We start from the raw sequence: 17,392 nt of genomic DNA on the forward strand, positions 1-17,392 counted from the left end.
GAATTCCTAGTAAATAATGTATATAAGCACGATCAATCCTCTTGTAGAAAAGAATAAAATGGAAAACAAAATTGTAAATATGGAAACGGTTACGGTCTTTGGTGAAAAATATGCCAAAATAACCAATGCAGATGCTATTCGGCCTTTTTTCATGAGTATTGTAAGCGATTCCGATCATTGGATGTTTATTTCCAGTAACGGAGGGTTATCTGCCGGAAGAAAAAATGCTGAGTTTTCCCTTTTTCCTTATTATACAGATGATAAAATAACGGAATCTGCCGAAATCACTGGTAGCAAATCTATTTTTCGAATTAAAAAAGAAGGAAAGATAATTATCTGGGAACCATTTTCGATTCGTCAAGATGGGAGGTTTTCCACTACCAGAAACGTTTACAAAAATGTATATGGTAACAAAGTTGTTTTTGAGGAAATCAACAATGACTTAGGTTTAACTTTTCGTTATCAATGGAGTTCTTCTAATCTTTTTGGTTTTGTAAAAACATCTGAATTAATCAATCATTCCGGAATGGAAATTTCAGTTGAATTGATTGATGGTTTACAAAATATTTTACCTGCCGCTGTGGGTAGCGATTTACAACGAGCCAGCAGTAATTTGGTTGATGCGTACAAGCGAAGTGAATTACACGCGTCAACCGGTTTAGGAATTTTTGCCTTAAGTGCCATTATTGTTGATAAAGCGGAACCTAGTGAGGCCTTAAAAGCAAATATCACGTGGTCAATGGGTTTAAACAATCCTTCTTATTTGGTTTCTTCTTTGCAGTTAGATCAATTCAGAAAAGGAAATGATATCCATCAAGAAATAGATGTAAAAGGTGAAAAAGGTGCTTATTTTGTGCATACAACCGTATCACTTGCCAACAATGAAACAAAATCTTGGCAGCTGATTTCTAATGTAAACCTCAATCAAAATCAAGTGATTGAAGTGATCGATGCTATAGAATCCAATCAACAATTAAAAGCACGAGTACAAGAAGATATTGAAGTAGGAACGCAAAATTTAATTCGCTTGAATGCCACAGCAGATGGTTTACAGTTCTCCAATGATCATCTGAAAGACACACGTCATTTTTCAAATACGCTTTTCAATATCATGCGAGGCGGAATTTTTGATTTTAACTATCAAATTGAGAAAACTGACTTTGTCAATTATATCAAAAAAGCAAATGCAAATGTGTATAAAGCTGATGTTGCTTTTTTCAATCAATTGCCCGAAGCGTTTGATTTTTCTTTCTTAAAAAATCAGTTGCAGTCGGTTAGTGATGCTAATTTGCAACGTTTAGCTTCAGAATATCTTCCTTTAAAATTTAGTAGAAGACACGGCGACCCGAGTCGACCTTGGAATAAATTTTCCATCAATACCCGAAATGAAACCGATGGATCTAAAATTTTAGATTACGAAGGAAATTGGCGTGATATTTTTCAAAATTGGGAAGCCTTAGCTCATTCTTTTCCGTTATTTCTGGAAGGAATGTTGTTTAAATTTTTAAACGCCACAACTTTTGATGGTTATAATCCATATCGCATCACTAAAGGTGGTTTTGATTGGGAAACTATCGAACCCGATGATCCATGGTCGTATATTGGCTATTGGGGAGACCATCAAATCATTTATTTATTGAAATTTTTAGAATTTACCGAGCACTATTTTCCCGGAAAAATTCAACAGTTATTAGATAGTGAAGTGTTTGTGTATGCCGCAGTTCCTTACCGAATTAAAGCCTATCAGGATATTTTACAAAACCCAAAAGATACCATTGATTTTGACCATCATTGGGATGCCGACATTCGAAAAGAACGAGAATTAATTGGTGCAGATGGTGCGTTGTTAAAAACAGGTGAAGGTCAGATTTATCAGGTCAATTTTATTGAGAAAATTATGGCCACTGTTTTGTCAAAAATGTCCAATTTGATTCCAGAAGGCGGAATCTGGATGAACACCCAACGTCCGGAATGGAATGATGCAAACAATGCGTTAGTAGGCAACGGTGTTTCGATGGTGACCTTGTATTATTTGCGTCGATTCTTGAAATGGATGGAAATGGTTTTGGAACAATCCAATTTAGAAAATATTAAAATTTCTAATGAAATGGTAGAATTTTACCATGCCATTAGAGAAGTATTAGAAGAAAATCAATCGGCACTTTCCGGAACAATTAGCAATGCTAAACGCAAATCCATTATGGATGCGTTAGGAAAAGCAGCTTCTGATTATCGTTTGCATATTTATCAAAACGGATTTTGGGGTAAAAAACGTACCGTTTCACTTGAAGGATTAAAGCGTTTTACCAAAGTAAGTCTTCTCTTTTTAGAACAATCTATTCGTCATAACGAACGAACGGATCATTTATACCATGCTTATAATTTAATGTCGGTTGACAACAATGAAGTTAAGATAAGTTATTTAAGTGAAATGTTAGAAGGCCAAGTAGCGGTTTTAACTTCTGAATATTTATCGTCAAAACAAGCTTTACAAGTGTTAGATGCACTAAAAAGCAGTGCTCTTTTCCGTCCTGACCAATATAGTTATTTACTTTATCCAAATAAAGCGTTAGCCGGCTTTTTAGAGCGAAATAATATTCCGGAATCTTTAATCATGTCATCTGATTTGTTGAAAATGCTTTTGCAACAACAAAATAAACAAATCATTTTGAAAGATGTGAAAGGTGGTTATCATTTTCATGGAAATTTCAAAAACGGAAATGACTTAGCGGCTGCTTTAGATGAATTAGAGACAACTTATGGTGAATTAGTTAAAAAAGACCGCACTTTAGTGCTTTCTATTTTTGAAAAAGTATTCCATCACAAAGCGTTTACCGGACGTTCAGGAACTTTTTATGCCTATGAAGGATTGGGTTCTATCTATTGGCACATGGTTTCTAAATTGCTTTTAGCCGTTACAGAATGTTGTTTAAAAGCCATAGAAGATGGCGAAAGTGATGAACTAATTGGTAAGTTATTAGACCATTATTATGAAATTCAAGCCGGAATCGGTGTACACAAATCTCCTGAATTATATGGAGCTTTCCCAACTGATCCGTATTCGCATACGCCTTGGCACAAAGGGGCTCAACAACCCGGAATGACCGGTCAAGTAAAAGAAGATTTGTTATCCAGAATGGGCGAATTGGGTATTATCATCAAAAAAGGTTTGGTTCATTTTGAGCCTAAATTTTTACGTATAGTTGATTTTATCAAGCAAAGTCAAACCATTGAGTATGTCAAATTGAATGGGTCTTTTCAAACCATGGAATTGCCGGCTCAAAGTTTGTTTTTCACGTATTGTCAAGTGCCAATAATGTATCAAGTTTCAGATAAAAATCAACTAATTTTAAAAGTAAATGGTGCCGTTCAAACACTTGAAAGTCATCATTTGACAAGTGATTTAAGTCAAAAATTATTCGGCAGAACCGATGAAATTGAGTCCATTACGGTTTGTATCACACGTGATCGACTAAAAAATTAACTTAAATGTTTAGCCGAATTGTATTCATATTATTTCTTTTTCTCATGAGTTTAGTTTCGTGTCATTCTTCCCATTCGCCAAAAAGCAAAACCGCCGCTGAAATTTTAGGCAATCCAAATTTTCAAGCTATTTGTTATAGTGGTTATCGTCAAAATACAAGAGAAATCACGCCAACTTTAGAACAAGTAAAAGAAGATTTGAGCATATTATCGGCTATGAATATCAAAATCATTCGAACGTATAATGTTCATTTGCCTGAGGTTGAAGTGATTTTAAAAGCAATTACAGCATTACAAAAAGAACAACCGGAATTTGAAATGTATGTAATGCTCGGAGCTTGGATAGATTGCAAAAATGCTTGGACCAATCAACCGGTTGACCATTTTCAGGAAAGTGAACGCAATGAAAAAGAAATTGCAGAAGCCGTTCGATTGACACAATTGTATCCTGATATTATCAAAATTATTGCTGTTGGAAACGAAGCAATGGTAAAATGGGCAACGAGTTATTACGTTCAACCCGAAGTGATTTTAAAATGGGTGAATCATTTACAAGCGTTAAAGAAATCAGGAAAACTTCCAAAAGAGTTGTGGATTACCAGCTCTGATAATTTTGCTTCTTGGGGCGGAGGAACTCCGGATTATCATACGAATGCTTTAAATGAATTAATTAAAGCTGTAGATTATATTTCAGTGCATACCTATCCGATGCATGACACCCATTATAATCCTGCTTTTTGGGGAATACTTGAGGAAGAACAATCACTTTCTGAGAAACAACAGATTGAAAAAGCGATGTTACGGGCCAGAGATTATGCCATCAATCAAGTGGAAGCCGTTCAAAAATACATGCAATCAATTGGTGTAGAAAAAACCATTCATATTGGCGAAACCGGTTGGGCAACTAGTTGTCATCATTTTTATGGTAAAAATGGTTCTAAAGCAACAGATGAATATAAATCGGCAATTTATTATAAAATGATCACAAAGTGGTGTGACCAAAATAAAATGAGTTGTTTTTATTTTGAAGCGTTTGATGAATCATGGAAAGACGCTCAACATCCTGAAGGTTCTGAAAATCATTTTGGATTAATCAATTTACAATCAGAAGCAAAATATGCTCTTTGGGATATGGTGGATAAAGGAATTTTCAAAGGGTTAACTCGTGATGGAAAACCCATTACCAAAACATTCGGAGGGAATGAAAGTGAACTTTTAAAAAATGTGCAATTACCAGCAAAATTGCATCAAGCAACATTAACACAATGAGGAATTACCATTACATAGCGATTTTGCTTTTGAGCATCATAAGTTGCCAATCTGAAAAAGAAATGGAAATAGAAGTATATGAAACATCTGCTGCCGGAAATAAATTAACCCGTTTAGAATCGTTTGAAAAGGCAGAGAATACAATTCAAATCAGCATCAATCCGGAAGAAAAATTTCAAACCATTACAGGTTTTGGAGGCTCTTTTACAGAAGCTTCTGCCTATTTACTCAATCGATTGAGTAAAGAAAACAGAAAGAAAGTTTTGGAGGCTTATTTTGGTGAAGAAGGAGCAAACTATTCGTTAACCCGAACACATATTGCCTCTTGCGATTTTTCCTTAAGCAATTATACGTATGCAAAAGTGGAAAATGATTTGTTAATGGAACATTTCACTATTGATGACGACAAAGATGATTTAATCCCAATGATTTTAGAAGCAAAAGCAATATCAAAAGACGGGTTTAAAATCATATCATCGCCTTGGTCTTGTCCGCCTTGGATGAAAGATAATAAACATTATGTTGGCGGAAAATTATTACCGGAATTCAACGATGCATTTGCGTTGTATTTTTCAAAATATTTAGAGGCTTATAAAAAAGAAGGTATTGATATTTGGGGTGTTACGGTCATTAATGAACCGCACGGAAACGGAAATAATTGGGAAAGCACTCATTTTTCTCCGGAAGAAATGACTTTGTTTGTGCAAAATCATCTCGGACCAAAATTAGAAAAAGACGGATGGGGAGAAGTAAAAATTTTCGGTTACGACCAAAATAGAGCCGGTTTACCGGAATGGGTAGATGCGATGTATAAAAACGAAGCAACTTCAAAATACTTTGACGGAACTGCCATTCATTGGTATGAAAGTACGTACGACTTTTTTCCTGATGCCCTACAATATGCACACCAAAAAGCACCCAATAAATATTTAATTGAAACGGAAGGTTGTATTGATGCTGAAGTTCCACATTGGCAAGATGATGCGTGGTACTGGAAAAAAGAAGCCACCGATTGGGGTTGGGATTGGGCAAGTGAAAAAGACAAACATTTACACCCAAAATATGCACCGGTGAATCGCTACGCAACCGATATGATCGGCTGTTTAAATAATTGGGTTGACGGTTGGATCGATTGGAACATGGTTTTAGACCGTCAAGGTGGCCCAAATTGGTTTAAAAATTGGTGTACAGCACCGGTTATTGTGGATCCTGAAAAAGATGAGGTTTATTTTACCCCCTTGTACTATGTGATGGCACATTTCAGCAAATTCATGCGTCCTGGTGCCGTTAAAATAGGTTGTGAAATAAATAATAAAGAGGTGATGACAACAGCAGTAAAAAATCCGGATGGAACAATTGCGGTTGCGATTTTTAATCCTTCTGATAAGAAATATGCTGTTGAAATTAAGCTAAATGAGAAACTAACCACTATTACAATTCCGGCAAAAGCATTGCAAACAGTTGTAATTAAATAAAAATATACATTATGCAAAATACGGTACCATTTAGTCAAAAACTAGCATTTGGTCTTGGTATGCTTGCCAATCAATTGTTTCCGGCTATGCTTGGAATTTTTATTGTGATATTAATTGACAAATTAGGATTTCCGGGTTGGATGCTTAGTGCGATTTATTTTGTGCCTAAGTTGTTTGATGCCATTACAGACCCAATTATGGGTTTCATTACCGATAATACCAAATCGAAATGGGGGCGAAGAAGGCAGTATGTAATTATTGGAGCTTTGATTACCGGTATTTCATTTGCGTTTATGTGGCAGTTGTATGCAGATGATTCTGTAAATTACAATTTTTACTATTTTATGATTGTTTCTCTATTTTTCTACTTAGGGATAACTATTTTTAGTGTGCCTTTTGTTGCGATGGGATATGAAATGAGCGATGATTTTCATGAAAGAACCAGCATCATGGCCACCTCGCAATTAATTGGACAATTAGCTTGGGTTTTTGCTCCTTGGCTTTGGGTGATTATGTATGACGTTACTTTTTTCCCTTCGGCAGAAGAAGCAACGAGAACATTGGCTGTTTATGCGGCGATATTTTGTACCATACTTGCTATAATTCCTGGAATTTTCATTAAAAGTAAATCAACTTTACATGAAAATTACGAACCCTTAAATTTAAAAAATGCTAGTAGAAGTTTTGACTTGATTATTCAAGGATTTAAAGAAGCATTACAAATAGTTCCCTTTAGAAAATTATGTATAGCTACTTTTTTTATTTTTAATGCTTTTAATACGACGGCAGGTTTTTCATTTTTCATTATCAAATATTACTTATTCAATGGTGATGGGCAAGGTATTTGGCCTACTTTATTTGGTTGTGTAGGAGCTTTATTTACCACTTTCTTAATTATACCCATCGTGGCAAGAATGTCGAGAGTAATGGGGAAAAAGAAAGCTTTTATTTGGTCGCAAGGGTTGTCAATTATTGGTTATGTTTCTTTGTTATTCTTATTTGTGCCAGGTAAGCCTTACTTATTTTTATTTGCATTACCCTTTATTTCTTTTGGAATTGGGAGTTTATTTACCTTAATGATGTCCATGACTTCAGATGTAATTGACATTGATGAATTGAACACCGGAAAACGCAGAGAAGGTATTTTCGGAGCTATTTATTGGTGGATGGTTAAATTTGGTTTAGCGATTGCCGGTTTATTGAGTGGTTTAATTTTGTCATTCATTGATTTTAAATCAGGAGCACCTACTCAAACCTATGAAACCATGTTTGAATTGCGATTGTTTTTCTCCGCCATTCCAATGATTGGTACTTTGATAGCTATTTGGGTAATGAGTGATTATAGTGTTGATGAAGCAAAAGCAAGAGAAATAAGTGCTGAACTTGCCAAGAGAAAAGCACAAAAAAGTATGGAATCATCTTCTTATGAAACAGGAAAGCTAAAATCTTTAGTACAAAATATACACTTAAATGGATATAAACTTCCAGAAAAAACCGAAGATGAGTTAAAGTTGCTTTATTCTGAAACATTATCAAAAGGACTTCATGGGTTGTGTTTTAGTCCGTATATTGAAGGTCAAGACGTGGGAGATATTTTGTCAGCCAACCAAATTAAAAGAAGATTAGACATCATTTCACCGCACACTAATTGGATTCGTTCCTTTTCATGTACGGAAGGGAATGAATTAATTCCGGAAATTGCTCGTCAAAAAGGCTTACAAACAGTTGTTGGAGCTTGGATTAGCAATGATAAAAACAGAAATGAAAAGGAAATTCAGAAGTTGATACATTTAGCAAAAGCTGGATTAGTAGATATAGCCACCGTTGGTAATGAAGTTTTACATCGAAATGAAATTTCAGAGCAAGAACTAATTGGTTATATAAAACGGGTGAAAGAAGCAATTCCTAATGTTCCAGTAAGTTATGTAGATGCATATTATCAATTCTTGGACAAACCCAATTTAGTTGCTAATTGTGATGTGTTATTGGTTAATTTTTATCCGTTTTGGGAAGGAGCAAATAGTGATTATTCACTGGCTTATTTAAAAAACATGATGGAAGTTACTCAAGCTGTAGCTATGGGTAAAAAGGTAATTATCGCTGAAACCGGTTGGCCGAGTAAAGGCGAAAATGTTGAAGAAGCTATTCCTTCTGAACAAAACGCTATGAAATATTTTATTACTACTCAAGAATGGGCCAAAAATAATGCTATTGAACTATTCTATTTTTCTTCTTTTGATGAATCATGGAAGGTGAAACAAGAAGGAACAGTTGGTGCCGCTTGGGGAATTTGGGATAAAGATGAAAAATTAAAATTTGAATTAAAAACAGATTCGTATGTCATTTAGAGAAGGTCATTTTTTTTCATTGAATGAAAAAGAGCAATATAGCACATCAGAAAAAAGTTTCCCGGAAATTCAATTGGAAGCATATTCGGAAGAAGATTTGTCCAAATTATGGTTAAAAACGCTTGAAATGGGTATGCATGGCATTTGTTTCAGTATGTATGAAAAAGATCAAAAGCCCGGCGATATTATTTACGGAGAACAAGTAAACAGACGGATTCAAATTCTAAAGCCTTACACAAAATGGGTACGTTCCTTTTCCTGTATTGAAGGAAATGAGCATGTTCCTAGAATCGCTCATGAAAACGGCATGAAAACCTTAGTAGGGGCTTGGCTGGGTAATGATTTAGAACTTAACGAGCAAGAAATCGAAGGATTAATTACGTTAGCTAAAGAAGGCTGTGTAGATATTGCTGCGGTTGGAAACGAAGTAATGTATCGAAATGATCTAACCGAAGATCAATTAATTGAATATATCAAAAGAGTAAAAGAAGCAATTCCTCATATTCCGGTTGGATATGTGGATGCGTATTATGAATTTTCGCATCGACCAAGAATTACCGAAATCTGCGATGTTATTTTGACCAATTGTTATCCTTATTGGGAAGGTTGCCCAATTGAATATTCCTTTCAGCACATGAAAAGTATGTTTGAATCAGCCAAACATGCAGGCAATGGCAAGCGGGTAATTATTACAGAAACCGGTTGGCCAAGTGAAGGTGGTTCATTAAAAGGGGCTTTCGCTTCCCCTCAAAATGCTATGAAATATTTTATAGATGCTCAAAACTGGTCAAAAGAAAACGGAATTGAAATGTTCTATTTTTCTTCCTTTGACGAAGCATGGAAAGTTGGTCCGGAGGGAGCAGTGGGAGCTTATTGGGGATTATGGGATAAAGAGGAAGCATTAAAATACCAAAAATAATTATCCTTAAATGCAATTGAATTGAGCTCGAAAAAAAGGTAAATCAGTTTCACTTTTTAAGGCAACACAATTTTAAAACAAACTTATTTATCATGAAAAAATACCTAGAAATACTTTTCTTACTAACCTTTTTTTGTCATTCTTATACTGTTTTTGCACAAGTTGATGTGGTGTACAACAATCTAGTCTGGTCAGACGAATTTGACAATAACGGTGCAGTTAATACGATTAAATGGCATCATCAAACCCAACTCCCCAATGGGAGCAGTTGGTACAACGGAGAAGTACAACATTACACCAACTTAATTACCAATTCTTATGTCAGTGATGGTAAATTAACCATTAAGGCGATAAAAGAACCTTATACCAATCAAGGTGTAACCAAGCAATATACTTCTGCCAGATTAAATTCAAAGTTTGCTTTTAAATATGGAAGAGTAGATATTCGGGCAAAGATTCCAACCAATCAAGGTACTTGGCCTGCACTTTGGTTATTGGGTAAAAATGTGAATGAACCCGGCGGTTTTTGGCAACCTCAGTTTGGCAATACCAATTGGCCGGCTTGCGGTGAAATTGACATCGTGGAGCATGGAATTACGCCTTCTCAACCGCAAAATTATATTCAGAGTGCTATTCATACGCCTTCTTCATTTGGAAATACAGTCAATCATGGCGGGACAATTGCTTCCAATTTAGGAAATGATTTTCATGTATATTCTATGAATTGGTCACCTTTTCAAATTACATTTTTATTAGACGGCGTTCCTTTTTATACGTATAATCCGGCAGTAAAAAATGCCAGCACTTGGCCTTTTGATGCTGAACAATATTTGTTACTGAATATTGCCATGGGAGGAGTAGCAGGAAACATTCCGGCTTCTTTTACGCAAGCTTCTATGGAAATTGATTATGTACGAGTATATCAAAACATAGAACCGGATAATCAACCGCCAACCGCTTTTACGGCAACCGTAGGAGCAGTAACGAGTTCTACCGTAGAATTATTACTTAATGCGAATGACAATTCTGGAACGGTCGTTTATATGATAAATTATGGAAGCAATTCGATTACGGTTGCCAATGCTTCCGGAGAGGAAAAATCTGTAGTTATCCCCAACTTGTTACCAGTTACTGCTTATACATTTTCTGTATCTGCTTCAGATGTCACGGGAAACGCTTATGTAAATAATCCAATAGTGTTGAATGCAACTACTTCAGCTGTCTTGGGTTGTTCAGGCACTGATAATCAAGCACAACAAGGAACGTTTACTACGGGCTATAACTATCAATTTGAAACACTTGGAAACGATGTTAAAATAACATTTACATTATTAGATACCGATAAAGTAGGAGTGGTGGCATTTCTATGGCGTCAATCTCCTTTTACAGAGTATCAAATGGCAAATGTTTCCGGGAATCAATTTACCTATACAATTACTAATCAAACACAAGGAGCAACCATTAACTATGCGGTAAAATTTGCGTATGCAGGTGGATTTTCAGTGACTAGGTATTTCTCTTATGTAGTGGGAAGTAATTGTGCGTTAGAAGTGCCAAATTTTGAGGATAAACAAGCTCATTTTTCTGTTATCAATCCGGTTAAGGATTTTGTTCAAATCAGCACAATAAAAACTATTGATCGAGTTGAAATAATCGATTTAATGGGAAGATTACTTTATCAATCCAACCAAAATATAAACACAATTGAGGTGAAAGACTTACCAAAGGGGAATTATATGTTAATGATTTATTCAGGTTTGATAAAAGAAGTAAAAAAGATAATTATCAAGTAAGATAAATTGGCTTATTAGGAAACATTTTCAATCAAGGTGTAAGTATAAATTAAAGTGAGTTCGACGTAATTATATTTAAATTTAGACACGAATTGCACGAATTTACACGAATTATAATTTTTAACAATTAAGTTTCACGAATTAAATCTGATTTATCAGATTTTATTGTTATAATATTCCATCTTCAATTCGTGTTAATTAGTGTAATTCGTGTAAAATGGTGAATGTTTCTTTGGTTTTTATATCGAACTCACGTTAAATTATTGTTTTCAAAATAAAATTTTTACCAATAAAAAAGGCAGTCGATTTAAGACTGCCTTTTGTTTTAAAACCAATTTATGATTATTTTTTCACTAAACGTGAAGTAGAAATTCTTCCTTCAATGCTCACTTTAACAACGTAAATTCCGGTTTCAAGGGCAGAAATATCTACAGTTGTTTGTTGGCTATTTGGAGTTAAATTAATCACTTCTTGTCCTAATAAATTGTGAACAATAACTTTTTCAACATTTTGTGGAGCTTCAAGTGTAAATAAAGTTGAAGCAGGATTTGGATACATTTTAATGTTAGCCGCTTCAAAATTGGATACACCTAATGTATTTTTGTGTAAATAAAGGTTATCATAATAAACGGTACCTAAATTTGAGGTAATAACAAATTGTGCAAAGTCAGATACACTAGGACAAGCGTTTCCTGGAGGAGTGTTAATACAACTGAATGAAGAAAAAGGAATATCAATTGAAATCCAACTTCCTTCTGATCCACTTGTTAACACATTTGAATTATTAGCAGAGTACTCATAAGCGTTAGTTTCACCAGTTGTGCCGTTCCAGTTTGAGAATTTAATGTTAAAACTTTTATCAAGTGTTGGAGTGGCTGTCCAAATATCCATATGGAAACGTGTAAATCCAGCAGCATCAAATCTACCTGCTAAGAATCCTATTCCCTCACATCCTAAACCTGTGATTTTATTGGTGTTGTTTCCTTCAATTTGAACTAAAGAAGTTACAGCAGGACACCATGATGTATTATATGTATTGTCATCACCACCAGAGTAACCAAGTGTTGCTACTGGAGTGTAAGCATCACTGAAAATTGATTTAACATCAGCCGCAGGGCGATTTGGAGGGGTTGGAGCTGCAGTTAATGGAGCAGGATCTACAGGTGGAGTTCCAAGAGGACCTTTAATATTATCTACAAAAAATGTTCTCTCTGGTCTTGGAATTGGATTTCCATTTGGGAAGAAAGTTGTTCCCCCTTGTACCCAATATGTATGAATTACAAAGCCACTATAAACGCCGGTTGCAGGTGCTGCTTGACCATCTAATGAAGTATTGAAGGTAAAAGAAACCGTTTGCCATGTACTTCCTCCTGGGTGAGAAGCTTCAGCAGCTACAATTGCAGGACCACCGTTACCACCGGTTACTTTAACTAAAAAAGTTATAGGTGTGTCTGAAAACACATCCATTGTCATGGTTTGTGTTGCCGTTAAGTTTACCAAAGATGTCAAACTTAAATTGATTCCTTGCCAAGGCTCACCAGCTGGATTTCCAACTATTTTTAACACTTGCGATGTGTTTGTACCTGTACCTGTCTCAACAACTGGTGCAGGGCCATTTCCAAATGGATCACCAGCTACTCCACCACTTTCACTAGATTCAAAACCTAAAAGAAGATCTTGAGAATATCCTATTGAAAATGTCAAAAGGAGAAATAAAAAAGTAATTTTTTTCATAATGTATAATTTTTTGAGTTATTAATGAATATTCACAAATTTACGCATAACTTGAGTAGCATTCCAGTTAAGTGACTATATATAAACTATACAAACCAATATTTCGAATAAATCATTTACAGAACCATTCAAATAGGCATTTCCATTTGTTATCATAAGCTCATAGGGGCAAAGAAAAATTTTTGAAATTAGAATGTTGTATAGTTTTTGTATAGTTTATTTGCGAACTACAACGTTTTCAAAATGTTATTTGACCTTTTTAAAACATCATTTTTTGTATAAATAGCAACAAAGCTACATTTTGTTTACCTCTACAATATTTTAATTATATTACCGAACAAAAATTTTTTTTACCTATACACTTTTAATCTCATCAAATTTTTATAAATTAGTAAAAAAATTGTGAAAAGCATTTCATTTCATATCGTTATTGTGTTGTTTTCCTTTACGCTTTTTGCACAGGAACTACCACCTATTTCAAACTATTCTCCTAAAGATTATCAAGCCGGAATTCAAAACTGGATGATAACACAAAATGATGAAAATGAAATTTTTATTGCCAATAACGAAGGTCTTCTTCAATTCAATGGGTCAAAATGGAAATTATATCCCTCTCCCAACAGTAGTATCATGCGTTCTGTTTTTTGTCAACGTGAACGGATTTACACAGGTGCCTACATGGATTTTGGATTTTGGTCTAAAAATGAACATAAAAAATTAATTTATCAATCACTCAGTAAGAAGTTGAACCTACTGGAAGATGAACAATTTTGGGATATTATTTCGTATGATAAATGGATATTATTTCAATCTCTCCAACGCATTTATATCTACGATACTAAGTCAGAAAAAATTCAAATTATTGACCCAAAAAGTCCAATTTTCAAGGTTTATAAAACCAATAATCAGATCTTTTTTCAAACCAATTTAGGGCTTTATGAATTAGATAACGGTACCAGTAAACAAATCATTTCTGAACAACAACTTAATGGTAAAAAAATAGTTGAGATTTTTACCAAACGTGATCAATTGATATTAGTGACTCGTCAAAATGGTATTTTTCAATTTTCTGATGGCATTTTATCGCCATATATAACGCTTGCAGATGAACAATTAAAATATGGAAGTGTTTATGATGCCCTGCAATTATCCAATGGTGATATTGCGTTGGGAACCATTTCTAAAGGGATTTTTATTCTCAATGAAAATACTATCAGATATCACATTACTCAACAAAATGGCATCAGTAACAACACTATTTTGTCCCTTTTTGAAGATACTGATCATAATTTATGGCTTGGTTTAGACAATGGAATTGATTGCTTAAATCTTCGCTCCAGTGTAAAAAAATATGCAAATTATACCGGTGTTTTAGGAACGGTTTATAGTTCAATTGTTTATCAAGATTATCTGTATATCGGAACCAATCAAGGGTTGTTTTTTAAAAACACGAATCATTCAGGAGATTTTCAATTTGTAAATGGTACAAAAGGACAAGTTTGGTCCTTATTTATGCATGAAAACACTCTTTTTTGTGGTCATGATTTAGGTACAATGATTATTAATGGTGGAGAAAGCAATGTTATTTATAACGCCTCCGGAACATGGAAGTTTGAGCCTTTTCAAGACAAAATAATTCAGGGTAACTATTACGGTTTGTCTTTGTTAACCAAAGTTAGCGGCAACTGGACGTATGAACGAAAAATTCCCGGATTCAATTATTCGTGTCGCTTTTTTGAAATCGTAAACCAAAACGAAATTTTGGTTAGCCATGAATACAGAGGTTTGTATCGTCTTATGGTTGAAGATAACTTATCGCGAGTGAGCAAATTCAGCGTTTTTGAAAATCCTAAAAAAAGTAAAAATGCCAGTTTAGTGAAATTCAACAATAAAATTTATTACGCCAGTCAAGAAGGAATTTTTATTTATGAACCGACCAAAAAGAGTTTTGCAAAATCCGCGTCACTGAGTGCTGTTTTTGAACATGATGAATATGTAACCGGAAAAATGGTTACGGATAAGTCGAATTATTTATGGGTGTTTACCAAAAACTACTTGTATTATTTTTCTAAAAGTAAATTGTCGGATGATTTAAACAAAAACAGTATTCCAATTTCTTCCGATTTAACCAATTCAATGCCAGGTTTTGAAAACATTTATGAAATCAAGAAAAACGAATACCTAATTGGAACAACAGATGGTTATTATATTCTGAGAAATGAACCCGTTAATCATTCCAAACATAGGGTTGCCATTGCTGAAATTACAGCCAATTCCTTGGAGGGAAAATCTTTTTCGCTTAATACTAATGAAAAATCATCCTTAAAACATCATCAAAATAATATTCGATTTTCGTTTAGTGTACCACAATATGATGCCTATATCAATTCAGAATACCAGTACATTTTAGAAGGATTTCAAGAAAAATGGAGCAAATGGAGTTCAAAATCTGAAGTTAGTTTTGAAAATTTAAAACCCGGCACCTATACTTTCAAAGTCAAAGCAAAAGTGTCTAATGCTGAAACAGAAAACATTGTAAGCTACCAATTTGAAATCAAAAAGCCTTGGTATTTTAGTCATTTGGCTATAGTGTGTTATGTGTTGTTGTTATTAATAATGGCCTATTACATCAATAAATTATACAAAGACAATTACAACAAAAAGCACCAAAAAATAATCGCGGAAAACAATTTGCTTTTGGAATTAAAAGAGCTCGAAACCCAAAAAGAAATCATGAAGCTGAAAAATAAAGAATTGGCTCAAGATGTAGACAAGAAAAATAAAGAGTTGGCCGTTTCAACCATGAATTTAATTAAAAAAGATGAGCTGTTAAAAATCATTAAAGAAGATTTAAAAAGTTCTGCAGAGCCCAACACCAATAAGAATTTAAAAACATTAATTACCACGATTAATAAAACGGTTTTAGAAGACGACACGTGGAATGTCTTTAAAGAAGCCTTTGACAAAGCCGACAATGATTTTATTAAAAAAGTAAAAAGTTATCATCCGTCTTTAACGCCAAACGACCTCCGTTTGTGTGCGTATTTGCGATTAAATCTCTCCTCTAAGGAAATTGCCCCGTTGCTCAATATTTCTGTACGTAGCGTTGAGATAAAACGTTACCGCCTCCGCAAAAAAATGGATTTGCCTCATGAACAAAGTTTGGTGGAGTATATTCTTTCGATTTAGGAGTGATTAAGATTTTAGGTAGGTGTTGAGCCTATTTAACTTTTTTTAATTCAATTTGCTGAATAGACCACTTTAATCAATAATTTTAATTGGGACAAAATTTTTGGATTCAATTTTATGTAGATACATTTTAAAATTATTTTCCTTTATTCTCATTCTAGTCTGCCAATCATAACTATTGAAATCTTTTTTGAAAGGATGCATAATCATTTTAGCATGATATGATTTGTTTTTTTCAATATGAGCAACATCCACATTTATGTCATTAAGAATTGGAAGATATGCTTGTATTTTAACCAAGCTTTCAAGATATAAAGTTTCTCCGGAATGAATAAAAATTAGATTGTTTTTATTGGGATAGAGATAATTTTTGTTCAATTTATTCAATAAAGTGTTGTTTTTGATTTTGTTATAATAGGAAATATTACACAAACTACAAGTGTTATAAAAGTCATCTACAGAGTTTTGCGAATATTTTACTTCTGTCCCGTTTGATTTTTCATATACAAGTAATGATTTTGAATGGTTGTCAAAAGTAATTGATGGTGTAACTTCATGTTTATTCAAATACAAAAAATAATCATTTTCACTCTTATTTGATAGTTTATATTTTATGACATTCAATGTGTCGTTTTTACCATAATATTTTTCAGAGTACGTAATTAGTTGCTCATTTAAAATTTCTAACTCAATTACATCTTCATTTCTTTTGCAAGAGGCGAAAAAAAATAAAATTGCTAGACAAAAATTAATTAATAATTTATTATCCATTTCAATTTTTGATTTTGCTTGAATTCATTAAATTGTGATTTATAAATCTCCTACTGCTGCTGCATGAAACCTTTCGTGTACCTTTATAGTTAAAGCCTTCAAGGCTAATGAAATTTAAGATACTTATTCATGAAGTTCTTCTATTTACAAATATAAGATAAACTTTTTTTATTTGAAAAAACCACTGGAAGGGTTTGTGAAGGTGTTAGGGAAAAATAACTAAAAACAAAAAAAGCCTGACATTTCTGTCAAGCTTTTTGCTCCCCCTCTTGGGCTCGAACCAAGGACCCTCTGATTAACAGTCAGATGCTCTAACCAACTGAGCTAAGGAGGAAGGTGTATAACCTTTTTTGCGAGTGCAAATATAAAGCGAAAATTGATTTATCCAAATAAAATTCGCAAAAAAATGCA

9 protein-coding genes and 1 tRNA gene are annotated in these 17,392 nt (G+C 33.9%); 7 read left to right on the forward strand and 3 right to left on the reverse strand.

What is annotated here, in order from left to right; translation table 11 throughout:
- Positions 1-58: 58 nt before the first annotated feature.
- The 6 genes from H601_RS0103240 (at position 59) to H601_RS16580 (ending at position 11,287) form a co-directional block, all read left to right on the forward strand.
- Positions 59-3,484, forward strand: a complete 3,426-nt coding sequence (locus H601_RS0103240) for a hypothetical protein (protein ID WP_156900334.1) — start codon at positions 59-61, stop codon at positions 3,482-3,484.
- A 44-nt stretch (positions 3,485-3,528) separates the two neighbouring features.
- Positions 3,529-4,752 carry a glycosyl hydrolase family 17 protein gene (locus H601_RS0103245; protein WP_035655456.1) on the forward strand — a complete coding sequence of 408 codons (1,224 nt, stop codon included), beginning with the start codon at positions 3,529-3,531 and terminating at the stop codon, positions 4,750-4,752.
- Positions 4,749-6,227, forward strand: a complete 1,479-nt coding sequence (locus H601_RS0103250; RefSeq protein ID WP_035655458.1) for a glycoside hydrolase family 30 protein — start codon at positions 4,749-4,751, stop codon at positions 6,225-6,227. Before H601_RS0103245 ends, H601_RS0103250 begins: the two co-directional genes overlap by 4 nt.
- Before the next feature lie 11 nt (positions 6,228-6,238).
- Positions 6,239-8,575, forward strand: a complete 2,337-nt coding sequence (locus H601_RS15145) for an MFS transporter (protein ID WP_035655461.1) — start codon at positions 6,239-6,241, stop codon at positions 8,573-8,575.
- Complete coding sequence (locus tag H601_RS0103260; RefSeq protein WP_026710170.1) at positions 8,565-9,494, forward strand: glycoside hydrolase family 17 protein; 930 nt, start codon at positions 8,565-8,567, stop codon at positions 9,492-9,494. The genes H601_RS15145 and H601_RS0103260 overlap by 11 nt, the downstream gene beginning before the upstream one ends.
- Before the next feature lie 92 nt (positions 9,495-9,586).
- Positions 9,587-11,287, forward strand: a complete 1,701-nt coding sequence (locus H601_RS16580; protein ID WP_051220644.1) for a family 16 glycosylhydrolase — start codon at positions 9,587-9,589, stop codon at positions 11,285-11,287.
- A 342-nt stretch (positions 11,288-11,629) separates the two neighbouring features.
- Here H601_RS16580 and H601_RS16010 read toward each other — a convergent pair whose 3' ends face one another.
- On the reverse strand, positions 11,630-13,021 hold the full coding sequence (locus H601_RS16010) for a T9SS type A sorting domain-containing protein (protein WP_026710171.1): 1,392 nt from the start codon (positions 13,019-13,021) through the stop codon (positions 11,630-11,632).
- 402 nt (positions 13,022-13,423) lie between these two features.
- On the opposite strand from H601_RS16010, the gene H601_RS0103275 reads away from it, so the two are divergent.
- Complete coding sequence (locus tag H601_RS0103275) at positions 13,424-16,210, forward strand: helix-turn-helix and ligand-binding sensor domain-containing protein (RefSeq protein WP_051220645.1); 2,787 nt, start codon at positions 13,424-13,426, stop codon at positions 16,208-16,210.
- A gap of 72 nt (positions 16,211-16,282) precedes the next feature.
- On the opposite strand, the gene H601_RS0103280 is transcribed toward H601_RS0103275, so the two are convergent.
- On the reverse strand, positions 16,283-16,981 hold the full coding sequence (locus tag H601_RS0103280; protein ID WP_026710173.1) for a hypothetical protein: 699 nt from the start codon (positions 16,979-16,981) through the stop codon (positions 16,283-16,285).
- Between the two features lie 260 nt (positions 16,982-17,241).
- Positions 17,242-17,315, reverse strand: a tRNA-Asn gene (locus tag H601_RS0103285).
- Between the last annotated feature and the right edge of the window lie 77 nt (positions 17,316-17,392).

It is taken from the genome of Flavobacterium filum DSM 17961 (assembly GCF_000425465.1).
GTDB lineage: Bacteria > Bacteroidota > Bacteroidia > Flavobacteriales > Flavobacteriaceae > Flavobacterium > Flavobacterium filum.